The sequence below is a fragment of the Inquilinus sp. NPDC058860 genome, assembly GCF_042743185.1.
In the GTDB taxonomy this organism is placed as follows: domain Bacteria; phylum Pseudomonadota; class Alphaproteobacteria; order DSM-16000; family Inquilinaceae; genus Inquilinus.
In genome coordinates this window covers 1-21,772 of record NZ_JBHYMS010000044.1, presented here as the reverse complement: position 1 = coordinate 21,772, position 21,772 = coordinate 1, and the positions used below count along the sequence as shown (strand labels likewise).

Genomic DNA, 21,772 nt, shown 5'->3' with positions numbered 1-21,772 from the left:
CGCTGCAGTGCAACCCGATTGGGCGGACGCTGCTTCGGGGATGGGCGAAAGGTTATGATAAGTGTGATTACCATCACACGCTGATCGCGCGATCCAGCAGGGCCAAGCCATCTGCCAGATGGCGGGCCAGAAGCTCGCCGGCGGGCGGCAGGCCGGGGGCGCGGTGAAGGCGGATATCGGCCATGGGCAGCGGCGGCAGGGCGTCGCGCTCGCCCAACGGGCGCAGCTCCGGCGGCAGCAGCCCGGCCTTGACCACGGTGACGGCGAGGCCCTGGGCGGCGATCGCGGTCACCGCCGCCAGGCTGTGGCTGACGAAGGCCAGGCGCCAGGGCCGGCCGGCGGCGTCGAGCGACGCCATCGCCCAGGCCCGGAACAGGCAGCCCTGCGGATAGAGGGCGAGTGGCAGGGGCGCGCGCTGGCCGACCAGTCCGGGGGCGGCCACGTCCCGGCCGGCAGCCCACACCGCCTTTTCGCGCCGCAGGAAGGTGCCGCCGCCGTCGCCCGCCGCATGCATCGCCAGCACCAGGTCGAAGCGTTCGCCCAGCCGCGGCAGCATCGGCGTCGTCAGTCCGGTCACCATCTCGATCTGGATGCGCGGATGGGCGGCGGCGAAGCCGGCCAGGAGCGGCGGGACCAGCCGGGTGCCGTAATCCTCCATGACGCCGAGCCGCACCGTGCCCTCGACCTGCAGGTCGCGCAGCCGGCCCATCGCCTCGGCCGAGACCGACAGGATGCGGCGGGCATAGCCCAGCAGCACCTCCCCGGCCGGGGTCAGGCGCAGGCCGCGGCGGCTGCGGTCCAGCACCGCGGCGCCGATCGCGCCCTCCAGCCGCTGGATCTGCATGCTGACCGCCGACTGGGTCCGGTTCAGCGCCGCGGCGCCGCGGGTGAAGGAGCCGTGGTCGGCGACGGCGACGAAGGCGCGCAGCAGGTCCGGGTCGAGCATCCGCCGCTCCATCATGATTCGTGATTCAGAAGATCATGGTTATGCGTTTCCGTGAAGTAGACCGCCCTTCCTATCCTGCGCCCACGGAGCAAAGGAGGGCGGCGAATGGCGCGCGAAGGACTCGGTGTGGCGGCGGCGCTGGCGTCGAGCACGCTCGGCGGCATCTCGGTGGTGGCGACGCGCTATCTGATGGGCGCCCTGGACCCGGCGACGCTGGGCGTGTACCGCTTCGGCATCGGCTGCATCCTGCTGCTGCCGGTGGTGCTGGTGCTGCGCTCGCCCTGGCCGCCGCGGCGCGACCTGCCGGCGGTGGCGCTGCTCGGCCTGCTGTTCTTCGCCGCCTTTCCGTTCCTGTTCAACGCCGCGCTGGCCCACACCACCGCGGCGCGCGGGGCGCTGGCCCTGTCGACCCAGCCGCTGCTGACCCTGGCCCTCGGCGCGGCGCTGGGGGTGGAGCGGCTGACCCCGCGCAAGGCGGCCGGCGTGCTGCTGGCGATGGCGGGGGTGGCGCTGGCGCTCGGCGCTGGCCTGGCCGAGGCGCCGCCAAGGGTCTGGCTGGGCGACCTGCTGATGGTCGGGGCCACGGGGTGCGCCGCGCTCTACAATGTCTGGTCGCGGCCCTTCGTCCGGCGGTCCTCCGCCCTGTCCTTCAGCGCGCTCGGCATGGCCGCGGGCAGCTGCGGCCTGGCGGTGCTGGCGCTGTCGACCCGGCCGGCGGCGCTGCCGGCCCTGGATCCGGCGGGCTGGGCCGTCGTGGCCTATCTCGGCGTGGTCGGCGGCGCCGTCACCTTCTTCCTCTGGGCCTTCGCCCTCGGCCGCACCACACCGACCCGGGTGGCGATCTCGGTCGCCGTCAACCCGGTGGTGGCGGCGTTGTTCGGCACGCTGGCGCTCGACGAGCCGCTCGGCCTGCCGCTGCTGGCGGGCCTGGCCGCGGTCACGGCGGGGATCGGGCTGGCGGCAACGGACGGCAGGCGGGCGGCGGCCTCCGCCACCGCTTCGCCCGGTCCCGCCCGTCTGCCTTGAAAATGCCCAGGGGCGCGGCGGCGCGCGCACTGGACGGACGCGGCCGGCGATGCCATAGTCCGCGCCGTTCGGCGGCCGGGGGCCGTCACTCGGCATGTCCTTGGGATTCCATGGCTTTCGATCTGACCGAATTCGGGCTCCGCACCTATCTCCGTTTCGTCACCTGGCGGCGTGGCCAGCTGGTCGGCAAGGACGCGCTCGGCAACCGCTACTATCGCAGCAGCAAGGTCGCCCCGGGTGGCCGCGAGAAGCGCTGGGTGGTGTTCGACGGCGGCAAGTCCGAGGCGACGCGCGTGCCGCCGGAATGGCACGGCTGGCTGCACCACACCTTCAAGGAGCCGCCGGGCGACACAAGCCCGTTCCGCCGCCCCTGGCAGCAGCCGCCCGAGGCCAACCCGACCGGCACCGGCCACGCCTATCTGCCGCCCGGCCATCCGCTGCGCGGCAGCCACCGCGCCAAGGCGACCGGCGACTACGAGCCCTGGACGCCGGCGTGATCCGGCCGGCTTGAGGGAATAGCGATGCACAGGAACGTCATCGAGACGGTCATGGGTGCGGTCGTGCTGGCCGTCGCCCTGGTCTTCCTGGGATTCGCCTATACCAGCGCCAATCTCAGCTCGACCTCGGGCTATACGCTCAAGGCCCAGTTCAACCAGGCCGACGGCGTCAACGCCGGCACCGATGTGCGGATCGGCGGCGTCAAGGTCGGCACTGTCACCAGCGTGACCCTGAACCCCGAGAGCTATCTGGCGGACGTCCAGCTGTCGATCGACCCGTCGGTCAAGCTGTCGCAGGACACCGCCGCGGCGATCAGCAGCGACGGCCTGCTCGGCGGCCGCAGCCTCTCGCTCAGCCCCGGCGGCCGGCCGGACGACCCGAACGGCTGGCTGAAGGATGGCGACACCATCGAATACACCCAGTCGAATCCGAGCCTGGAGCAGCTGCTCGGCCAGGTGATCTTCAGCATCGGCCAGCTCGGCGACAGGGGCAGCGCGGGCGGGGCCGCCGGCGCGCCGGCCCAAGGGCAGGCGCCGCAGCAGGGCAAGCCCGGCAGCATGTTGGGGAATTGATCCGGACCATGCGCAGCCTTCTCGTGCTTCCCGCGCTCGCGGTGCTCGTCGTCGCGGCTCTTCCGGGCGCGGCGCGGGCCGCGGCCACGATCGACCAGCCGATCGCCGAGCTGCGCGGCCTCGACAAGATCACGGCGCGGACCCAGCCGCTCGAGGCCAAGGTCGGCGAGACGGTGCAGTTCGGCACGCTCGGCATCACCGTCCGCGCCTGCCGGAAGGCGCCGCCCGAGGAACCGCCGGAGAGCGCGGCGTTCCTCGAGATCACCGACACCCCGCCGAGCAAGCCGGCGGCGACGGTGTTCAGCGGCTGGATGTTCGCCTCCTCGCCCGGCGTCTCGGCGCTCGACCACCCGGTTTACGACATCTGGGTGGTCAGCTGCACCGACACCTCGCCGGCCGCCGCCGCGGCGCAGCAGGAGGTCGACGAGAACGTGCCGGACGCCTCGCCGCTGCCGCTGCCGGAGATGAAGATCATCCCGCCGGCGCTGCCGCCGGGCCGCCAATAGCGGCGATCGCGAACAGGCCGAGCACGCAGAGGAAGCCGAGCGACCAGATGTTCGAGCGCAGGCTCGGCCGGTCGGCGGCATAGGCTCCGGTATAGGCGAGGCGGGCCAGGATGAAGAGGCCGGCCAGCAGGTCGGCCCAGTCCTGCGGCGCGCCGCGCATCTGGGCGATGATCACCGCCGCGGCGAAGGCCGGGAACGTCTCGAAATGGTTGCGATGCGCCCAGTCCAGCCGCTGCTGCCAGCCGGTCATCCGCTCCATGTCCCGGCGCGGGGCGTGGTTGTCGATCCGCGACGCCACCTTGGCCGGCATCACGGTCAGATAGGGCAGCAGGATGGCCGCCAGGACCATCCAGAGGGCGAAGGTCATCGCGGCGACTCCGGCGTATCGGATGCATTGTCGCCGCCGCCCTCCTGCCGGAGAAGCGCTATCCGGCGGCCGGAACATCCTTGGCGTAGACCGGGATGGTCTCGGTCACGGTGAAGCCGTGGCGGCGATAGAGGGCCAGGGCGGCGTCGTTCACCGCCGCGACCTCCAGCACCGCGATGCCGGCTCCGGCGGCGTGCAGGCGGCGCAGGCTCTCGGCCACCAGGATGTCGCCCAGCCCGCCGCCGCGATGGTCCGGATGGCGCCCGATCAGGGCGACGTCGCCCTCGCCGCCGGCGATCTTGGGCGGATGCACGCGCAGGAAGCCGGCGACGGCGTCGCCGTGCAGGATCAGGCCGTGCTGGTCGGGCATCGCCCGGGCGCGGGCGGCGAAGCTTTCGAAATCCGCGATGCTGGCGCCGGGCACCGGCGTCATGGCACGGCAGACGGCCTCGTGCTGGCTGCGCATCGTCTCCTCGGTCGGCGGCGACCAGCGCAGGCCTTCCGGCAGCGGCGGCACCGGCGGCGGGGGCGCATCCAGCGGCCGGCGCATCACATGCATGCGGTAGGCCTCGCGATAGCCGCGGGCCTGCAGCTCGGCGGCGCGGCCGGCGAACACGTCCTCCGTGCCGACCTCGAGCCGGCGGCGGGGGCCGGCGGCCGTGACCGCCTCGGCCTCCGCCAGCAGGAAGGCGGCGAGCGCGTCCTCATCGCAGCCGGGCAGGAGGCAGAGCGGCACCAGGATGGCCGCGTTGCGGCCGTTGGTCGTGGCATCCACCACGGCGGCGACGGCGACCCGCCGTCCCTCGGCGTCGACCATGTCGATGATGCTGCCGGGGCCCAGCACCAGGCGCGACAGGCCCCAGCGCGGCTCGAACGGCGTGGTCGGCACCGGATGCGCCTCGATGAAGCCGATCAGCGCGTCGTCGATCGGGCCGTCCGGCACCGGCCGGCGGCGCAGGGGCAGGGCGGTCATCGCTCCTCCGGCTGTCGGTGCAGCAGCAGGGCCAGCTCCGGCTCCGGGTCGGCGCCGGTCCAGTCCGGCCGCAGCGCCAGGGCGGCGTCCAGGCGGCGGCGATACTCGGCGCGCTCGATCTCGATGGTGCCGAAGCGGGCCAGGTGGTCGGTCACGAACTGGGTGTCGAGCAGGGCGAAGCCGGCGGCGCGCAGCCGGGCGACGAGATGGACCAGCGCCACCTTGCTGGCATCGGTGGCACGGCTGAACATGCTTTCGCCGAAATAGGCGCCGCCCAGGGCGACGCCGTAGAGGCCGCCCACCAGCGTGTCGCCGTCCCAGCATTCGACGCTGTGGGCGAAGCCGGCCCGGTGCAGCGCGGTGTAGAGGGCGACGATCTCGTCGTTGATCCAGGTGTTCGGCCGGTCCGGCGAGGGCGTGGCGCAGCCGGCGATCACCGCGTGGAAGGCCTGGTCGGCGGTGACCTCGAAGCGGCCCGCCTTGACCGTGCGGGCCAGCCGGCGCGGCACATGCATGCCATCGAGCGGCAGGATGCCCCGGCGCGGCGGGTCGAACCAGTGCAACTCGGGGCTGTCGGCCGATTCCGCCATCGGGAACAGCCCGGCGGCATAGGCGCGCAGCAGCAGCTGGGGCGTGACGCGGGTCATGGCCGGGACCGGAGTGTGATCCCAGGGATATGGTGCGGCGCGAACCTCATGTCCCGTCGATAGCGGAGGGCGGGGAATGCGTCCACCCTTGCCGGCTTTCCGGTGGGGTCCGGCTGCTGTATCGTGCCGGCCATGACGAAGCCCGCGACCCTGTTCCGGCATTGGTGGCGCAGCGCCTGACGGCGGCTCTTGCGTGCTTCGTCCTGCACCCTGGCCGCTCCGATGGAAGCGGCCTTTTTCATGTCCCGAGACGGCGATCCATCCGAGCGGCCTTTCCTCCTGCTCGAAAGGATTCGTCTCGTGCCTCACGCTCTCCCCGCGCATCCGGCCGATGCGCCCGAGATCACCGAAGCCGATGTCGTGCTGACCGGCGACCGGCCGACCGGGCCGCTGCATCTCGGCCACTATGCCGGCTCGCTGGCCAACCGGCTGCGGCTGCAGCGCCTGTGCCGGCAGTTCGTGCTGATCGCCGACCTGCAGGCCCTGACCGACAACGCCGCCGATCCCGGCCGGGTCAGCCGCAACGTGATGGAGGTGGCGCTCGACTACCTCGCCATCGGCCTCGACCCCGCGCGCAGCGCCATTGTGCTGCAATCGGCGGTGCCGGAGATGGCCGAGCTGGCGATGCTGTACCTCAACCTGGTCACCGTGGCGCGGCTGGAGCGCAACCCGACCGTGCGCGACGAGATCCGCCAGCGCGGCTTCGCCCGCGACCTGCCGGCCGGGTTCCTGTGCTATCCGGTCAGCCAGGCGGCCGACATCACCGCCGTGGCGGCGACGCTGGTGCCGGTCGGGGCCGACCAGGCGCCGATGCTGGAGCAGACGGTCGAGATCGTGCGCGCGGTCAACCGCCTGGCCGGCGCCGCGGTGCTGGCGGAGCCGCGCATCCTGCTGTCGACCACGCCTCGCCTGCCGGGGCTGGACGGGCAGGGCAAGGCCAGAAAGTCGGCCGGCAACGCCATCGACCTGCGCGACGACGCGGACACGGTCCGCGCCAAGATCCGCCGCATGTACACCGACCCCGGCCATCTCCGGGTCGAGGATCCGGGGAAGGTCGAGGGCAATGTCGTCTTTGCGTATCTCGACGCCTTCGACCCCGATCCGGCGGCGGTGGCGGAGCTGAAGCGCCGCTACCGTGGCGGCGGGCTGCCGGACATGGCGGTGAAGCGCCGGCTGGAGGAGGTGCTGGAGGCGCTGCTGGGCCCGATCCGCGAGCGCCGGGCCCAGTTCGCGCGCGATCCCGGCGAGATCCGCGCCGTCCTGCGCCGCGGCACGGCAGCAGGCGGTGCGGACCCTGGACGCGGTGCGCGGCGTGTTCGGGCTGGTCCGGCCGTGAGCTGGACGCCGTCAGTAGCTGACGGCGACGTTCAGGCTCTTCACCAGGTCCATCGACTTGGCGTCGCCCGGCTTGATCGTGGCGAGCTGCGCCAGCGGCACCGGCGCCGCCGGGTCGATCGAGATGGTCAGCGGGCCCTTCGGCGCCGGGAAGTCCTGGGCGAAGGACATCAGGCTCTTCACCGCGGCCTCCGGCACGCCGATCGCCGACAGCGCCGCCATGCCGAGCACGGCCTGGCTCTTGCCCTGCTCGATCGCGGTCTTCGGATCCTCGCCCTGGGCGGTTGCGAAGGCGATCACCTTGTCGATGATGCCCTTGTTCTCGAAATGCAGCTTGACCTTGCGCAGCGAGGCCGTGCCCAGCAGCTGGCTCGGGTCGGCCGCGGCCGCCGGATCGTCCGCGTTGACGCCGTCCAGCGCGCCGTCCAGCGACAGCTCGCCCAGCGACGTGCCGCTGAGCTGGAACTCGGTCAGCGTGAACTGCTTGCTTGCGGGGTCGAGCGCGTAGTCGACCGCCACGTCGAACGGCTCCTCGCCGAGGACGGCCTTGACCTCGGGGTTGTCGATCGAGATGCCCGTGGCCTGCCCCGTCAGCGTGTCCGACGGCTTGCCGTCATAGGCCTTGGCGAAATCGAGCTTGTCGAAGCTGAGCTCTTCGATCGTCACCGTGGTCGGGGTCTTGCCCGCGGCCACCTTGTCGGCGGGCTCGACCATCTTCAGGTCGGTGAACTTGCAGCCGGACGTGCCGAAGGATTCGACCGAACCGACCTCGGCATTGTGCATCGGCGAGTCGGCCGGGGCGAGGGTCAGGAGGCCCTTGCAGCGCTCGACCGGGTCGGACGGGACCTCGGCCGCCAGGGCCGGCGCGGTGATCAGCGCCACCAGCGCCGCCGCCGTCGAAGCACGAAACACGCTCATCAGCATCTCCTCGCATATCGGGGCGGCACCGGACCCGCAGGCCGAGCCGAGCCTGCGACAGCGATCGCATCCCCTCGATCGCCAGCCCCGGACACGGGCGCCCGGGACGTTCATGCAGTGCTATTCTTAGAATTGGGCTGAATTCAGGCCGGTGCCCTATTTCGCCATCAACCGCTCGAGCCAGCGGATGTCGTAGTCGCCGTTGATGAAGTCCGGCTCGGCGATCAGCCGGGCGTGCAGCGGCAGGGTGGTCTTCACCCCGTCGATGACATACTCCTCCAGCGCCCGGCGCAGCCGCATCAGGCACTCGTTGCGGGTGGTGCCGCGGACGATCAGCTTGGCCACCAGGCTGTCGTAGTGCGGCGGGATGCGGTAGCCGTCATAGATCGCGCTGTCGACCCGCACGCCCAGCCCCCCCGGGGCGTGGTAGCCGTCGATCCGGCCGGGGGAGGGGGTGAAGGTCTCCGGGTCCTCGGCGTTGATCCGGCACTCGATGGAATGGCCCTGGAACTCGATGTCGCTCTGGCCGTAGCCGAGCGGCGCGCCGGTGGCGACGCGGATCTGCTCGCGCACCAGGTCGATGCCCGAGATCTCCTCGGTGATCGGGTGCTCGACCTGCAGCCGGGTGTTCATCTCGATGAAGTAGAACTTCCCGTCCTGGTACAGGAACTCCATCGTGCCGACGCCGCGATAGCCCAGCTTGCGCGCCGTCTCCGCCGCCAGCCCGCCGATATAGGCGCGCTCCTCGGCGTTCAGGGCGGGCGAGGGGGCCTCCTCGATCACCTTCTGGTGGCGGCGCTGGATCGAGCAGTCGCGCTCGCCGAAATGCACCACGTTGCCGTGGGTGTCGGCCAGGAGCTGGATCTCGATGTGGCGCGGGTGGTCGAGATACTTCTCGACATAGACGCTGTCGTTGCCGAAGGCGGCGCGGGCCTCGTTGCGGGCCATGCTGTAGGCCTCGGGCAGCTCGGCGTCGGTCATGGCGACCTTCATGCCCTTGCCGCCGCCGCCCGCCGTGGCCTTGACCAGCACCGGATAGCCCATGCCGCGGGCCAGCGCCTGGGCCTCCTCGACCGTGTCGACGGCGCCGTCGGAGCCGGGGACCACGGGCAGGCCGGCGGCCTTGACCGCGTCCTTGGCGGCGATCTTGTCGCCCATCACCCGGATGTGCTGCGCGGTCGGGCCGATGAAGGCGAAGCCGTGCTCCTCCACCATCTCGGCGAAGCGGGCGTTCTCGGCCAGGAAGCCGATGCCCGGATGGATCGCGTCGCAGCCGGTGATGGTGGCGGCGGAGAGCAGGGCCGGGATGTTGAGGTAGCTGTCGCGCGCCGCCGGCGGGCCGATGCAGACCGCCTCGTCGGCCAGGCGTACGGCCATGGCGTCGCTGTCGGCCGTGGAGTGCACGACCACGGTGCGGATGCCCATCTCGCGGCAGGCGCGATGGATGCGCAGCGCGATCTCGCCGCGATTGGCGATGAGGACCTTCTCGAACATCAGTCGATCACGACGAGCGGTTCGCCGAACTCGACCGGCTGGGCGTCCTCGACCAGCACGGCGCTGACGGTGCCGGCGCGCGGGCTGCGGATCGGGTTCATCACCTTCATCGCCTCGACGATCAGGAGCGTCGCGCCCTCGGCCACCTTGTCGCCGACCTTGACGAAGGCCGCGGCGCCGGGCTCGGGCGACAGGTAGACGGTGCCGACCATCGGCGAGGTCACCGCGTTCTTCGGCGGGCCGGCCGGGACGGCGGGCGCGGCCGCCGGGGCGGCGGCGACGGCCGGGGCCGCCGCCGGGGCGGGCGCATAGGCCGTCACCGGCGCCGGCTGGCGGTTCAGCCGGATGCGGCGGTCGCCTTCCGAGAACTCGATCTCGGTCAGGCCCGTCTCGTCCAGGAGCTTGGCCAGGCCGCGCACGAATTCGGGATCGAGGTTGAAGGTGCTCATCTGGTCTTCACCGGTCGGTTTCGAGGAGCCGCGCCATCGCCTGCAGGGCCAGAAGGTAGCCGTGCACGCCGAGCCCGCACACCACCCCGGTCGCCGCCAGCGAGACATAGGAATGGTGCCGGAACGCATCGCGGCGGAAGATATTGGAGAGATGGACCTCGATCACCGGAAGTTCCGCCGCGTTCAGCGCGTCGAGGATGGCGACCGAGGTGTGGCTGTAGGCGCCGGCATTGACGATGATGCCGTCATGGGCGGTGCGGGCCTCCTGGATCCAGGTGACCAGCTCGCCCTCGTGGTTCGATTGCCGGAAGTCGATCTCGAGCTCGATCTGCTCGGCCTCGTCGGCGCAGGCCTGCTCGATGTCGGCGAGCGTGTCGCGGCCATAGATCTCGGGCTGGCGCACGCCCAGCATGTTGAGATTGGGGCCGTTGAGGATAAGGACCGTCGGCCGGTCCGACTGGATCGCCGTCACGCGTCGCTGCTCCCGGAGTCAATAGCGCCGGGCGTATCATAGGCGGTGCGGTTTTCACAAGCGCCGTTGCACGAACCTGTCATCCTTCACAGGATGACCGGCCCATCCGGCAGCTCCTCGGGGTTGGCCTCGCCGGGGGCGGCCGGCCAGGCCCGCAGCAGCTCGGCGTCGATCGCGGCCAGCGCCTCCAGCACGCCGTCCTCGTACCGCCCGGCCTGGAACCGGTCGCGCAGCGCGGCGCAGATCCGCGGCCACACGGCGCCGTCGACCCGGGCGGTGACGCCGCGGTCGGCGACGATCTCGATCTTGTGGTCGGCCAGCAGCAGGTACAGCAGCACGCCGGTCGCCTGCGCCGTATCCCAGACCCTGAGGCGGCCGAACACCTCCAGCGCCCGCATCCGGCTGTCGCGGATGTGCGGCGGGGCCGAGGCCTCGACCGCGATGACGATCTCGCCCAGATGCCGGCGCTCGGCGCCGCGGATCGCCTCGTGCAGCCGGGCCATCACCGCCGGGCCGAAATGCCGGCGCAGCAGCCGATGGCCGTGCCACTCGGCGACCGGCCGCCACCGCCGCAGGATCCTACCAGCTTCCGGATGCACCGCCGCCTCCGCTCGATCCGCCGCCGCCGCCGAAGCCGCCTCCACCGGAGCCGCCGCCCGACCTGCCGCCGAAGCCTCCGCCCCCGAAACCTCCGCCAAGACCGCCGCCGAGGCCTCCCGAGCCGCGGCGGGTGCTGTAGCTGCCGCCGCCCGGCCCGCCGAGGCTGCCGCCGATGCCGCCGAGAATCACCGCGCCGATGGCGCAGAACGCGCCGAAGAAGATCAGCCCGGACAGCGCCCAGCCGAGGCCGCCGGCGACCAGCGCGCTGCCGCCGGCCGGCAGTGGCATCGGCAGCCCGGCGGCGCGGAGGAAGCCGCGGGCCACGACGCCGCCGATGATCGCCAGGATGATGACCTGCAGCATCTCCTGCGGCGCCTCGCTCCGGCTTTCCGGCGGGGGCGGCGGCAGCGCCTCGCCGTCGATCAGCCGGATCAGGCTGTCGACCGCGGTGCCCAGGCCGCCGGCGAAATCGCCCTGGCGGAAGGCGGGCGTGATCTGCTCGCGGATGATGCGGCCGGCGGCGATGTCCGGGATCGCCCCCTCCAGCCCGTAGCCGGGCTCGATCCGCACGGTGCGGTCGGTCTTGGCGACCAGCAGCAGCACCCCGTCGTCGACGCCCTTGCGGCCCAGCCGCCACTGGTCGAACACCCGCCTGGCATACTGCTCGATGGTGTCGGCGCCGGTGGTCGGCACGATCAGGATGGCGATCTGCGCGCCCTTGCGCTGCTCGACCGCCGCCAGCTTGCCGTCCAGCGCCTGCCGGTCGGCGGCGGACAGGGTGCCGGTCAGGTCGGTCACGCGGGCGCTCAGCTGCGGCACCGCGACCGGCTGCTGCGCCACGGCCGGGGCGACGGTGAGGATCAGCAGCCAGCCCAAGAGGGCCAGCCGGCGCAGCAGCACGGCCATGCTCGGGGCTGTGAGCCTCAAGGCTTCGGGGCCGGCGAGGTCCCGAAATCGACCTTGGGCGCGGTCGAGATCGCGGCCTCGTTCTCGACGCTGAAGTTGGGCTTGGCGCTGAAGCCGAGCACGCCGGCGATCAGGTTGCCGGGGAAGCGGCGGACGCCGACATTGTACTCCTGCACTGCCTGGATCGACCGGTTGCGCGCCGTGGCGATCCGGTTCTCGGTGCCCTCCAGCTGCGTCATCAGGTCCTGGAACAGGGCGTCGGATTTCAGCTGCGGATAGTTCTCGGTCACCACCAGCAGCCGCGACAGGGCCGAGGACAGCTCGCCCTGCGCCGCCTGGAACTTCTGCAGCGCCGCCGGGTCGTTCAGCGTCTCCGGCGTCACCTGGATGCTGCCGACCTTGGCCCGCGCCTCGGTCACCTGGGTCAGCACGTCCTTCTCCTGGTTGGCGTAGCCCTGCACGGTCTTGACCAGGTTCGGCACCAGGTCTGCCCGGCGCTGGTACTGGTTCAGCACCTCGGACCAGGCGGCCTTGACGTTTTCGTCGCCGCCCAGGAAGCGGTTGTAGGCGCTGCCGCCCCACAGGGCGACCAGCACGACCAGGACGACGACCACGATCAATCCGGTGAAACGACGCATCCGATCCCCCTCGGTCAGCGCAGCGAGCCCGCGCGGATTGCACCATCAACCCGCAGCCGGGGCAATCGTGCCTTGAGTCCGCCGGACTGGCTTCCCATCAGGGGAGTCCCGAATCGCTTCGCTGCGCAATAGAAATTCGGTGCAGCGACCAACCCTAGGCCGCGATCGCCTCCGGCCGGCCGACGGCAAGGAATGGGCGGTGCAGTGATATCGGCATCGTAGGTTGGGTTCGCGGATGCGAACCCAACATCCCGCAGCCCGAGCCATTGTTGGGTTCGCAAGGCGAACCCAACCTACGCCGCCAGCGCCTCGGGTCGTCCGACGGCGGTGTGGATCTGCTCGGCCAACCGGACCACGGCCGGAGTCCGCGGCCGGGCGCCCCAGGCCAGCGCGATCTCCAGCGCCGGCAGGGGGGGCAGCCCGTCACGCTCACCCTGCACCCGCATCCCGTCCGGCAGGCTGCAGCCCACCACCACCGCCACGGCCAGCCCGGCGCGGACCACGGCCAGGAGGCCCACCAGGCTGGGGCTGGAATAGGCGATGCGATACGGGCGCTGCGTCGCCGCCAGCGCCTGCAGCGTGACGTCGCGGGCGACGCAGCCGGGCTCGTACAGCGCCACCGGCAGCGGCTCCTCCACCTGCGGGTCGTGGTCGGGCGACCCGAACCAGACCAGCGGCTCGCGCCGCAGCAGCTCTCCGTCGCGGCCCGGCCCGCGGGTGACCACCGCCAGGTCGATCTCGCCGGCGGCCAGGCGCCGGTCCAGGAAGGTGGTCTGCTCGCAGATCAGCTCGACCTCGACCTGGGGGTGGCTGGCGGCGAAGCGCGACAGGATCGGCGGCAGCAGCGAATAGGCGTAGTCGTCGGGGATGCCGAGCTGGACCCGGCCGCGCAGGTCGGGCTCGACCAGCGCCGCCCAGGCCTCCTCCTCCAGCCGCAGCATGCGCCGGGCGTGACCCAGCAGGCTCTCGCCGGCCGGGGTCAGCCGCACCTGCCGGCTGCTGCGGTCGAACAGCCGCTTGCCCACCGCCTCCTCCAGCCGCCGCACCTGCATGCTGACCGCCGACTGGGTGCGCCCGACCCGCGACGCGGCCAGGCTGAAGCTGCCGCCCTCGGCGATCGCCACCAGGGTGCGCAGCACATCGAGATCGAGGCGTCTGTCCATGGTTCGATCATAAATCCAGTTGATGGATAGCTTCAAATCTATTCGTTTGATTGAAGTTCGAGACGGGCCCAGCCTCCCTCCACCGGATTCAGGAGGCGACCATGGGCGGTGTCGAGGCGGCGGAACGGCGGAGCGGGATCCTGCAATTGGCCCTGGGCATGGCAGTGGTCGGCACCGTCGGCGTGTTCATGGAGGAATCGGGGCAGGGGCCGATCAACGCGGTGTTCTTCCGCTGCGTCTTCGGGGCGCTGGTCCTGCTGGCCTTCTGCGCCGCGCGCGGCTGGCTGCGCGATCTGCGCCTGGCGCCGCGGCAATGGGCGCTGATCCTGTTCGGCGGCGTCTGCATCGTGCTGAACTGGGTCGCGTTCTTCGCCGCGATCCGCCACAGCTCGATCGCCTTCGCCACCATCGTCTACCACGTCCAGCCCTTCTGGGTGGTGCTGGCCGGCAGCGTGCTGTTCGGCGAGCGGCTCAGCGGCCGGAAGCTGGGCTGGATCGCCATCGCCTTCGCCGGGCTGGCCCTGGCCACCGGCATCGAGGGGGCGGAGCCGGGGCGGCTGCTCGGCGCCGGCCTCGCCGTGCTGGCCTCGCTGCTGTACACCGGCACGGTCTTGTCGACCAAGGCGCTGCGCGGGGTGCGGCCGCATCTGACCGCGATGATCCACGCCGCCACCGGCATCGTGCTGCTGGCGCCCTTCGTCGGCATCGCGGATCTGCCCGCGTCCCCCGGCCCCTGGGGCTGGCTGGCCGGGCTCGGCGTCGTCCACACCGGCCTGGTCTATGTGCTGATGTACGCCGCTTATCCGAAGCTGCCGACGCCGGTGATCGCCGTGCTGGCCTTCGTCTACCCGGCCTCGGCGATCCTCGCCGACTGGCTGGTCTACGGCCATCGGCTGGGGCTGGGGCAGGCGGCCGGGATGGCGCTGATCGCGCTCTCCAGCCTGGCGGTGACGCTCGGCTGGCGGCTGTGGCCGGCCCGGCGGGTCGCGACGGCCGGTTAAGGGACGGGCTTGACACCGGCTCGGCTTGTGTTCATGATATGTTCCATGAGCAGAGCCAAGCCGCCCGCCGCCGATACCGCCGTCGCCTCGGACCCCGAGCTGGTCCGGCTGGGCCAGCGGATCCGGTCGCTCCAGGACTTGGCCGAACGCCGCATGGCCGAAGCGGAGGGCCTGTCGAAGACCCCCGACAAGCTGATGGAGACCTTCGACCGATTCATGCAGCTGAACGAGGAGATCCTCGGCGCCATCGGCCAGGCGCACGAGCTGCAGCAGCAGTACCGGAGGCGACGCCAGCGGCTCGAGGCGGAGCGGGCCCGGCGGCTCGCCACAGCCCGAGCCCAGTTCCTGGCCCAGGGCCTGCTCCCCGACGCGACCCGGCATTAGGCGCGGCGAGGGCTATCGCAAGTCGGCGGTGATGGATTATTGGGAAGGCACGGACTGAAACCGCAAGCGCCGGACAACGGCGGGGAGGCCAGGCTGTGCTGTTCATGATCATCGAACGCTTCGCCAACCGCGACCCGGTCGCGGCCTATCGCCATCTGCGCGACGCCGGGCGCGGCCTGCCCGAGGGGCTCAAATACGTCGACAGCTGGGTCGAGTCGAACTGCGACCGCTGCTTCCAGCTGATGGAATGCGACGATCTGGCCCTGCTGCAGCAATGGGTCCTGCACTGGCGCGGCACCGGGGTCAGCTTCGAGATCGTGCCGGTGCTGCGCAGCGCCGAGACCCGCGCCGTGGTGGCGCCGCTGCTCGACCCGCCGGCCACGGGCCCGATCTCCTGAGCCCCGATCACCTGAACGAGGATTCCATGGCTGACCTCCCCGTGGCCGGCGAATGGTTCCGCAAGCGCGATCTGGGCGGCGGGCTGACCCTGATCGACGAGCCGCACACCGATGTGCTGATGCGGGCGAACATCTGGCATCTGCGCGGCCGCGACCGCGACCTGCTGGTCGATGGCGGCCTCGGCGTGGCGCCGCTGCGGCCGGCCTTTCCGGAGCTGTTCGAGGGGCGGCGGACGATCGCGCTGGCCACCCACACCCATGCCGACCATATCGGCGCGATCCATGAGTTCGAAGAGCGCTGGGTGCATCCGCTGGAGGCCGAGGCGCTGGCCCGGCCGCGGCCCGGCACGCTGATCTCGGACGAGATCCCGGCCGAGGCGCGGCAACGTTTCGTCGATGCGGGCTACCCGCCGCTCGGTCGGGCGCTGGTCACCGCCGTGCCGCGGGCCGGCTACGACCTGCGCTCCTACGCCCTGCAGGGCGCCGAGCCGACCCGGCGGATCGGGCCGGGGGAGGTGGTGGATCTCGGCGACCGGCGCTTCCGGGTGCTGCATGTGCCCGGCCATTCGCCCGGCAGCATCGCGCTGTTCGAGGACGCCACCGGCATCCTCTTCGCCGGCGACGTGATCTATGACGGACCGCTGCTGTATCGCGGCCCGGGCATGGACGTCGCCGACTATGTCCGCTCCTTCGCCCTGCTGCGGTCGCTGCCGGTGTCGGTGGTCCATGCCGGCCATGACGACAGCTTCGGCAAGGCCCGGCTGGACGCCATCATCGATTCCTATCTGACGCGCTGGCGGGCCGAGGGGCTGATCGCGGGCTGACCGCGTCGCCGGAACAGTCGTTCGCCGTCCCCTGTTGCCCAGGAGAGCGAGCGAGGAGCGCATGCCGGATCCCGAACCCCGAAAGCGGGAGCCGCCGCCCTATCCGGCGGAAAAGGCGCGCCAAGGCGAGATCATCCTGCGCAGCCTGACCCGGCGCCTGATCTTCATCGGCGGGCTGATCGCCCTCGCCCTTTTCATCCTGCTGGTCCGGTTCTGGCCCCTGTAGCGGGCCGTCGGACCGAACGGAGACAGCGATGGCCGATCCGAGAGTGTCCGAACGGGCCCGGGTGGAGGCCCGGGCCGCGATCACGCGGACGCTGATCGCCGGCTTCACCATCGTCGCGGTCGAGGCCGACTGGCCGGGGACGCTCGACCAAGCGCTGCGGCAGGCGGTGCTGTGGTTCCGCCGCCACCTGGCGGGAGACGACCGATGATCCTGTCGCCGGTCCGGTTCCGCGACCGCAGGGATGCCGGGCGGCGCCTCGCCGCGGCGCTGGCCCGGTACCGCGACCTCCGGCCCATCATCCTGGCGCTGCCGCGCGGCGGCGTGCCGGTCGGCTTCGAGGTGGCGCGGGCGCTGGCGGCGCCGCTCGACGTGCTGCTGGTGCGCAAGATCGGCGCGCCCGGCTATCCGGAGCTGGGGCTCGGCGCGGTGGTCGACGGCGCCGACCCGCATGTCGTGCTGACCGACTCGGTGATGCGCGAGGTCATGCCCGCGTCCGGCTATGTCGAGGCCGAGACCGAGCGGCAGCTGGCCGAGATCGAGCGCCGCCGGCGGCTCTACCGCGGCGGCCGGCCGGCGCCGTCCATCGTCGGGCACGTCGTCATCCTGGTCGATGACGGCATCGCCACCGGCGGCACCGTCACCGCGGCCCTGCAGGGTCTGGCGGCCGCCCGGCCGGCCCGTCTGGTGCTGGCGGTGCCGGTGGCGCCGCCGGAGGTGCTGGAGACGCTGTCCCGGCTGGCTGACGACGTGGTCTGCCTGTCGGCGCCCCATGTCTTCGGCGCCGTCGGCCGGTTCTATGACGATTTCGATCAGACGACCGACGAGGAGGTGATCCGCCTCCTCGCCGAGGCGGCGGCCCGTCCGGCGTAGCTATCTGGCGAAGAGCTGGCTCCGATCGGCGAAGACTTTGAACTCCGGATTGTAACGAGACCCTTAAGCTGTCATGCCCGGGCTTGACCCGGGCATCCAGAGACTGCCGACATCTTCTGGATTGCCGGGTCAAGCCCGGCAATGACAATAAAAGGGATGTCCTTTCAAAGAATCTTAGCCGATTCCCTCGTACTCCACCGTGGTCATCATGCCGCTCTCCATGTGGTACAGGTGGTGGCAGTGGAAGGCCCAGCGGCCGGGGTTGTCGGCGTCGAAGGCGACGGTCACGGTCTTGCCCGGCGGCACCAGCACCGTGTCGCGCCGGGCGCCGGACAGGGGGCGACCGTCGATCGCCACGACCTGGAAGTGGTGGCCGTGCAGATGCATCGGATGGGCCATCATCGACGGGTTGGTCATGGCGATCGCCACCCGCTCGCCGCGCCGCACCGCCAGCGGCGTGTCACGGCCGTGCACCTTGCCGTTCAGGGTCCAGGCATAGCTCGCCATGTCGCCGGCCAGCACCACCGGGATGGTCCGGTCGACGGCGCGGGCGGCCAGCGGCTCCGCCGCCTGCAGCCGCGCCTCCAGCGCCAGGTCCAGCGGCGCCGACTTGTCCTCGCCGAGATCGGCGATGCGGGCGACCGCGGCCCCCGGGGCGGCCAGCACCAGCCCGGTGCGCTGCCGGTCGCCCTCGCGCAGCGCCAGCACCGGCAGCGCCCGGCCGGCCGGGACGGTCAGGCGGATGTCCAGCCGCTGGGCGATCGCGATCGGAAAGCGCGTTCCGGTGACCGGCGCCACCGGCATGCCGTCGACGGCCACCAGCGTGCCCTCGGCCGGGCCGAGATCGATGTGGAAGTTGGTCGCCGCCGCGCCGTTGATGATGCGCAGCCGCACCCGGCCGCCGCGCTCGACCCGCACCACCTCGGGGTCGGCCAGGGTGCGGTCATTGGCCAGGTAGGCGTCGTATTCGACGTCGTTCAGGTCCATCGCCATGCCGCCCGGCATCGCCATGCCCGGCATGTCGTGCTGCTTTCCCGGCATGGGCTGCATCGAGCCCATGTCGTGGCCGCCGTGGTCCATGCCGGCCGTCCCCTGGCTCCCGGGCTTGCCATGGGCGGAATGATCCATCCCGGCCATGCCGTGGCCCTGGCCGCCGCGCAGCCCGGCCATGATCTCGGCCGGGTCGCGGAAGCTGAAGTCGTGCAGCATCAGCACCACCTCCTGCTCGTCCAGCCCGGCCTCGGCCGGATCGGCGACGATCAGCGGCGCCGCCAGCAGGCCCTGCTCCTGCAACCCGAGATGGGAGTGCATCCAGTTGGTGCCCGGCCGGGCCAGCGGGAAGCCGTAGTCGATGCCGGCACCGGCCGGCAGCGGGTCCTGGGTCACGCCCGGCACGCCGTCCTGGCGCCAGGGCGGGGTCAGCCCGTGCCAATGCACCAGCGACGGCTCGTCGAGCGCGTTGGTCAGCCGCACCCGGAAATCCTGGCCGGCGACGGCGCGCAGGCCCTGGCCGCCATCCGGCCGGGTGATGCCGAACACGGTCGCTGGCCGTCCGGCGACGTCGAGGCTGCGGGTGGTGACGGTCAGCTCGGCCGGGGCGGAGGCCCGGGCGAGGCGGGGCAGGGCGCCGGCCAGCACGCCGAGGGCGGATGCTGCGGCGGCACCGGACAGGAAGCGGCGGCGGGTGATCACGATCGTATCCTCATCAAGGCGACGTGGATCAGAGTCTGGAGCTTCCGCCTGCTGGAAGGTAAACCGCGTCACGACGTCGCCTTTTTTGTCGACGATCAGGGGGGGACCACAGAAACGACGGAGCCGCGCATGAGCACCGAATCCTCCCGCCGTCATCTCCTCGGCCTCGCCGTCGCCGGGGCCGCCGGCGGCCTCGCCGCCGCCTGCGCCCGCAGCCAGGCGGCTGCGCCGGGCACCGCCGAGCCCGAGGGGCCCGTCTCCCAGGCCGAGCTCGACAAGCTCAAGGGCCTGATGCTGCGGACCGTCCGCCCGGGCGAGGCGGTGACCATGGACTACCGCGCCGACCGGCTGACCGTCGAGGTCGACGCCCAGGGCAAGATCATCCGGGCGTCGATCGGCTAGGAGGCGCGCACCCGTTCATAGTGCCGGCGTGCCTTGTGCCGGTTGCCGCAATCGGCCATCGAGCACCAGCGCCGGCTGCGGTTGCGCGAAGTATCGAGGAAGACCCAGGCACAGTCGGGGTCGGAGCAGCTGCCGACCCGTTCGGCGCGGCCGGAGACCAGGAGCTCGGCCGCGTCCCACACCACCGGCCACAGCGGCTGCTCCAGCGGGTCGGTCTCGGTCATGGCCCAGGCGAAGCCGCTCCTGGCCGGCGCCAGGCCGGTCCGGGTCGGGGCCCGGGCCAGCACGGCGTTCAGCACCGCGAGATCGTCCGGGGAGGCTGCGGCCGGCGCGGTCAGGATCCTGCCCAGGGCGCCGCGCAGGCGCAGCGCCGTCGCCAGCACCGCGGCCGCGGCATCGGGGCGCCGTTCCGCCTCCTGAATCAGCCGCCTGACCCCGGCCCGGTCCAGGATGCCGAGATGGCCGGCCCACAGGGCGAGCTCGCCATAGCCGGTCAACCGCTCGCCGCGCAGCGGGACGTCGCCGCGCCACATCTCGGTGTTGACGAAATCGAGGCTGAGCGAGCCGCCGATCCGCTTCGGCGGCCGCAGCGCATAGGAGGGGGGCTGGGTCTGCATCGCCCAACCATCCTACCGGTTGACTTGCCCGGGGCAAGCCCGGCATCGTCCGCCCAACCGGTCCAGGGGTTAGGGGAATGCCGACAGCCGATCGCGAGGCGACGCTCGAATGCCGGCCGGTGGCGCCGGAGCGGCTCGGCGACGTCGAGGCCGTGTTCGCCGGCTGTGCCGATGCCGGCCGCTGCTGGTGCGCCTTCTGGCGCCGGGAGCGGCCGGACTTCAGGGCCGGGATGCGGGACGGCAGCAACCGCGCCCTGTTCCGGAGGCTTGTCGAGGCCGGCGAGCCGATGGGGCTGGTCGGCTATCGCGCGGGCCGGCCCGTCGCCTGGTGCGGCGTGGCCCCGCGCGGGGCGCAGCCGCGGCTCGCCCGGTCGCGCAACCTGGCGCCGGTCGACGGCCTGCCGGTCTGGTCGATCACCTGCTTCGTGACGACCAAGGCCCATCGCCGCACCGGGCTTCTGCGCCCGCTGGTCGCGGCGGCGGCGCGGCTGGCGCGGTCGCGCGGCGCCCCGGCGCTCGAGGCCTATCCGATCGACGCCGCCCGCCCACTGGGATCGGGCGAGATCTACACCGGCGTGCTGCGGCCCTTCCTCGACCTCGGCTTCCGCGAGGTGGCGCGGCGCAGCCCGACCCGGCCGATCGTCCGCCTCGACCTGACCAAGGAGGATCCGACATGATCGCACGGATGTGGCGCGGCCCGGTGCCGAAGGCGAAGAAGGACGCCTATGTCGCCTATCTGCGGGAGACCGGCCTCGGCGACTACGCCAGGACCCCGGGCAACCGCGGCGTCTGGCTCCTGTGCCAGGACCGCGGCGAGGAGGTGGAGTTCCTGACCCTGACGCTGTGGGAGTCGGTGGAGGCGATCAAGGCCTTCGCCGGCGAGGCGTACGGCCGCGCCCGCTACTATCCGCGCGACCAGGATTTCCTCACCCGCTTCGACCCGGAGGTCGAGCATTTCGAGGTGATCGACACCGAGGGACGCGCTAGGGGCTGAACCCGTCATTCGAGCTTGCCCGCAGCCGGTCGCGAAACCCACGCATGCCGACGAGCTCGAGCCCCGCTGCGTCCATCAGGGCTTTGCCCCGCCCGGACTTGAACAGGTCGTACTCGGCGATGCGGATGGCGGCGTCGGTGGAGATGAATTCGATGTCGCCGGGTGAGGTGAAGTGCAGCGCGATCCACGACAGCCCCGGCCCACATGCTGCAAACAAGGCGCTGTACGCGGCCTCGACATCCCCGGCGTTGCCCCATGGAGTCTGGCAAAATTGGATGAAGTCGGGATTGCCCCTGGCGACCGTGCGTTCGATGGCCTGGTCGTATTGCGCCGCCGCTCCATGCGCTCCCTGGGGGGCGATCTCGACAATGTTTCGCGGCATGAGGATCGGCAGGCGGTATTCCTCGCCGAGACGGAGATAGATGGCGAGAAACTCCGGCATCATCACCGTGCCCATATGCGAGTCCAGGTGGGTGACGTCGATCCCGGCAGCGAGCGCGGCATCGATCTGTGCCCTCATCTCGAGCTCGACGGCCTCGGGTCGAGCGCGTCGCGCACTGTGGGCGTCGGGCCAGAAGAATCCGTCGGGATCGGTCAGCCCGTTTGCCGAGACGCCCGTCAGCGGCCGCCAACGATAGCCCGGCATTTCGGAGGTGAGGGTGAGATGAACACCCAGATCGAAGTCCGGACGATGCCGCGCGATGGCCGCCATTTCGGGAAACCAGGGGCACGGCACCATGACCGAGCCGGTGGTGCAGATGGAGTGGACCCCGCTGGTGAGACAGGGAAAATAGGGACAGTTCTCTGAGAAGGAGAACCGATGTCCAAGCGGGAGAGCCGGACCTTCAGCCGGG

General features: G+C 71.6%; 29 protein-coding genes and 1 pseudogene. 15 read left to right on the top strand and 15 right to left on the bottom strand.

What is annotated here, in order from left to right; all coding sequences use genetic code 11:
* Window positions 1–73: 73 nt before the first annotated feature.
* Window positions 74–946: a LysR family transcriptional regulator gene (locus tag ACFW16_RS25515; protein WP_380310354.1), complete on the bottom strand. Its 873-nt coding sequence runs from the start codon at window positions 944–946 to the stop codon at window positions 74–76.
* A 105-nt stretch (window positions 947–1,051) separates the two neighbouring features.
* On the opposite strand from ACFW16_RS25515, the gene ACFW16_RS25510 reads away from it, so the two are divergent.
* From ACFW16_RS25510 to ACFW16_RS25495, 4 genes are all read left to right on the top strand, one after another.
* Window positions 1,052–1,972 (top strand): DMT family transporter, encoded by a 921-nt coding sequence (locus ACFW16_RS25510; RefSeq protein ID WP_380310352.1) that lies wholly within the window; start codon window positions 1,052–1,054, stop codon window positions 1,970–1,972.
* 110 nt (window positions 1,973–2,082) lie between these two features.
* Window positions 2,083–2,469 (top strand): NADH:ubiquinone oxidoreductase subunit NDUFA12, encoded by a 387-nt coding sequence (locus tag ACFW16_RS25505; RefSeq protein WP_380310350.1) that lies wholly within the window; start codon window positions 2,083–2,085, stop codon window positions 2,467–2,469.
* Window positions 2,470–2,493: 24 nt separating this feature from the next.
* A complete protein-coding gene (gene mlaD, locus ACFW16_RS25500) occupies window positions 2,494–3,042 on the top strand; it encodes an outer membrane lipid asymmetry maintenance protein MlaD (protein WP_380310348.1) in 549 nt (182 codons plus the stop codon).
* 8 nt (window positions 3,043–3,050) lie between these two features.
* On the top strand, window positions 3,051–3,548 hold the full coding sequence (locus tag ACFW16_RS25495; RefSeq protein ID WP_380310346.1) for a DUF2155 domain-containing protein: 498 nt from the start codon (window positions 3,051–3,053) through the stop codon (window positions 3,546–3,548).
* Here ACFW16_RS25495 and ACFW16_RS25490 read toward each other — a convergent pair.
* The 3 genes from ACFW16_RS25490 to aat are packed head-to-tail and all read right to left on the bottom strand — an operon-like array spanning window position 3,514 to window position 5,535.
* Window positions 3,514–3,915, bottom strand: coding sequence for an MAPEG family protein (locus tag ACFW16_RS25490; RefSeq protein WP_380310344.1), 402 nt, complete (start codon window positions 3,913–3,915; stop codon window positions 3,514–3,516). The genes ACFW16_RS25495 and ACFW16_RS25490 overlap by 35 nt on opposite strands.
* Before the next feature lie 58 nt (window positions 3,916–3,973).
* Entirely contained in the window at window positions 3,974–4,888 is a 915-nt protein-coding gene (locus ACFW16_RS25485; protein ID WP_380310342.1) for a GNAT family N-acetyltransferase, read from the bottom strand.
* Window positions 4,885–5,535, bottom strand: a complete 651-nt coding sequence (gene aat, locus ACFW16_RS25480) for a leucyl/phenylalanyl-tRNA--protein transferase (RefSeq protein ID WP_380310340.1) — start codon at window positions 5,533–5,535, stop codon at window positions 4,885–4,887. The genes ACFW16_RS25485 and aat overlap by 4 nt, the downstream gene beginning before the upstream one ends.
* Window positions 5,536–5,757: 222 nt before the next feature.
* On the opposite strand from aat, the pseudogene trpS reads away from it, so the two are divergent.
* Window positions 5,758–6,750, top strand: a pseudogene (gene trpS / locus ACFW16_RS25475) (tryptophan--tRNA ligase); the annotation flags it as partial.
* Between the two features lie 132 nt (window positions 6,751–6,882).
* Here the strand turns inward: trpS and ACFW16_RS25470 are convergent.
* From ACFW16_RS25470 to ACFW16_RS25435, 8 genes are all read right to left on the bottom strand, one after another.
* Window positions 6,883–7,788, bottom strand: coding sequence for a hypothetical protein (locus tag ACFW16_RS25470; RefSeq protein WP_380310434.1), 906 nt, complete (start codon window positions 7,786–7,788; stop codon window positions 6,883–6,885).
* A 156-nt stretch (window positions 7,789–7,944) separates the two neighbouring features.
* Window positions 7,945–9,282, bottom strand: a complete 1,338-nt coding sequence (gene accC / locus ACFW16_RS25465; RefSeq protein WP_380310338.1) for an acetyl-CoA carboxylase biotin carboxylase subunit — start codon at window positions 9,280–9,282, stop codon at window positions 7,945–7,947.
* Window positions 9,282–9,731 carry an acetyl-CoA carboxylase biotin carboxyl carrier protein gene (accB, locus tag ACFW16_RS25460; protein WP_380310336.1) on the bottom strand — a complete coding sequence of 150 codons (450 nt, stop codon included), beginning with the start codon at window positions 9,729–9,731 and terminating at the stop codon, window positions 9,282–9,284. The genes accC and accB overlap by 1 nt, the downstream gene beginning before the upstream one ends.
* A gap of 7 nt (window positions 9,732–9,738) precedes the next feature.
* Entirely contained in the window at window positions 9,739–10,203 is a 465-nt protein-coding gene (gene aroQ / locus ACFW16_RS25455; RefSeq protein WP_306770078.1) for a type II 3-dehydroquinate dehydratase, read from the bottom strand.
* A gap of 86 nt (window positions 10,204–10,289) precedes the next feature.
* A complete protein-coding gene (locus ACFW16_RS25450) occupies window positions 10,290–10,802 on the bottom strand; it encodes a TPM domain-containing protein (RefSeq protein ID WP_380310333.1) in 513 nt (170 codons plus the stop codon).
* Entirely contained in the window at window positions 10,783–11,709 is a 927-nt protein-coding gene (locus ACFW16_RS25445) for a TPM domain-containing protein (protein WP_380310331.1), read from the bottom strand. The genes ACFW16_RS25450 and ACFW16_RS25445 overlap by 20 nt, the downstream gene beginning before the upstream one ends.
* Window positions 11,710–11,726: 17 nt before the next feature.
* On the bottom strand, window positions 11,727–12,347 hold the full coding sequence (locus tag ACFW16_RS25440; protein ID WP_380310329.1) for a LemA family protein: 621 nt from the start codon (window positions 12,345–12,347) through the stop codon (window positions 11,727–11,729).
* Between the two features lie 293 nt (window positions 12,348–12,640).
* The gene (locus ACFW16_RS25435; protein ID WP_380310327.1) at window positions 12,641–13,510 is read right to left on the bottom strand and encodes a LysR substrate-binding domain-containing protein; all 870 of its coding nucleotides are present in this window, start codon (window positions 13,508–13,510) and stop codon (window positions 12,641–12,643) included.
* Between the two features lie 101 nt (window positions 13,511–13,611).
* On the opposite strand from ACFW16_RS25435, the gene ACFW16_RS25430 reads away from it, so the two are divergent.
* The 7 genes from ACFW16_RS25430 (at window position 13,612) to ACFW16_RS25400 (ending at window position 17,213) form a co-directional block, all read left to right on the top strand.
* Window positions 13,612–14,511, top strand: coding sequence for a DMT family transporter (locus tag ACFW16_RS25430; protein ID WP_380310325.1), 900 nt, complete (start codon window positions 13,612–13,614; stop codon window positions 14,509–14,511).
* A gap of 45 nt (window positions 14,512–14,556) precedes the next feature.
* Window positions 14,557–14,895, top strand: a complete 339-nt coding sequence (locus ACFW16_RS25425; RefSeq protein WP_380310323.1) for a hypothetical protein — start codon at window positions 14,557–14,559, stop codon at window positions 14,893–14,895.
* Window positions 14,896–14,999: 104 nt separating this feature from the next.
* Window positions 15,000–15,293 (top strand): DUF3303 domain-containing protein, encoded by a 294-nt coding sequence (locus ACFW16_RS25420; RefSeq protein WP_380310430.1) that lies wholly within the window; start codon window positions 15,000–15,002, stop codon window positions 15,291–15,293.
* 26 nt (window positions 15,294–15,319) lie between these two features.
* Complete coding sequence (locus tag ACFW16_RS25415; protein WP_380310321.1) at window positions 15,320–16,117, top strand: MBL fold metallo-hydrolase; 798 nt, start codon at window positions 15,320–15,322, stop codon at window positions 16,115–16,117.
* A 61-nt stretch (window positions 16,118–16,178) separates the two neighbouring features.
* Window positions 16,179–16,343, top strand: a complete 165-nt coding sequence (locus ACFW16_RS25410; RefSeq protein ID WP_380310319.1) for a hypothetical protein — start codon at window positions 16,179–16,181, stop codon at window positions 16,341–16,343.
* A 28-nt stretch (window positions 16,344–16,371) separates the two neighbouring features.
* Window positions 16,372–16,551 carry a hypothetical protein gene (locus tag ACFW16_RS25405; RefSeq protein WP_380310317.1) on the top strand — a complete coding sequence of 60 codons (180 nt, stop codon included), beginning with the start codon at window positions 16,372–16,374 and terminating at the stop codon, window positions 16,549–16,551.
* The gene (locus tag ACFW16_RS25400; RefSeq protein ID WP_380310315.1) at window positions 16,548–17,213 is read left to right on the top strand and encodes a phosphoribosyltransferase; all 666 of its coding nucleotides are present in this window, start codon (window positions 16,548–16,550) and stop codon (window positions 17,211–17,213) included. Before ACFW16_RS25405 ends, ACFW16_RS25400 begins: the two co-directional genes overlap by 4 nt.
* A gap of 174 nt (window positions 17,214–17,387) precedes the next feature.
* Here ACFW16_RS25400 and ACFW16_RS25395 read toward each other — a convergent pair whose 3' ends face one another.
* A complete protein-coding gene (locus ACFW16_RS25395) occupies window positions 17,388–18,905 on the bottom strand; it encodes a multicopper oxidase family protein (RefSeq protein ID WP_380310313.1) in 1,518 nt (505 codons plus the stop codon).
* 129 nt (window positions 18,906–19,034) lie between these two features.
* On the opposite strand from ACFW16_RS25395, the gene ACFW16_RS25390 reads away from it, so the two are divergent.
* The gene (locus ACFW16_RS25390; protein WP_380310310.1) at window positions 19,035–19,307 is read left to right on the top strand and encodes an I78 family peptidase inhibitor; all 273 of its coding nucleotides are present in this window, start codon (window positions 19,035–19,037) and stop codon (window positions 19,305–19,307) included.
* Here ACFW16_RS25390 and ACFW16_RS25385 read toward each other — a convergent pair.
* On the bottom strand, window positions 19,304–19,924 hold the full coding sequence (locus tag ACFW16_RS25385) for a CGNR zinc finger domain-containing protein (RefSeq protein WP_380310308.1): 621 nt from the start codon (window positions 19,922–19,924) through the stop codon (window positions 19,304–19,306). The two genes, ACFW16_RS25390 and ACFW16_RS25385, sit on opposite strands and share 4 nt — an antisense overlap.
* A gap of 77 nt (window positions 19,925–20,001) precedes the next feature.
* Between ACFW16_RS25385 and ACFW16_RS25380 the strand changes: the two genes are divergently transcribed.
* The gene (locus ACFW16_RS25380) at window positions 20,002–20,601 is read left to right on the top strand and encodes a GNAT family N-acetyltransferase (protein WP_380310306.1); all 600 of its coding nucleotides are present in this window, start codon (window positions 20,002–20,004) and stop codon (window positions 20,599–20,601) included.
* Window positions 20,598–20,918, top strand: a complete 321-nt coding sequence (locus ACFW16_RS25375; protein WP_380310304.1) for an antibiotic biosynthesis monooxygenase family protein — start codon at window positions 20,598–20,600, stop codon at window positions 20,916–20,918. The genes ACFW16_RS25380 and ACFW16_RS25375 overlap by 4 nt, the downstream gene beginning before the upstream one ends.
* On the opposite strand, the gene ACFW16_RS25370 is transcribed toward ACFW16_RS25375, so the two are convergent.
* On the bottom strand, window positions 20,908–21,772 hold an 865-nt coding region (locus ACFW16_RS25370; RefSeq protein ID WP_380310302.1), incomplete at its 5' end, for a ChbG/HpnK family deacetylase. The genes ACFW16_RS25375 and ACFW16_RS25370 overlap by 11 nt on opposite strands.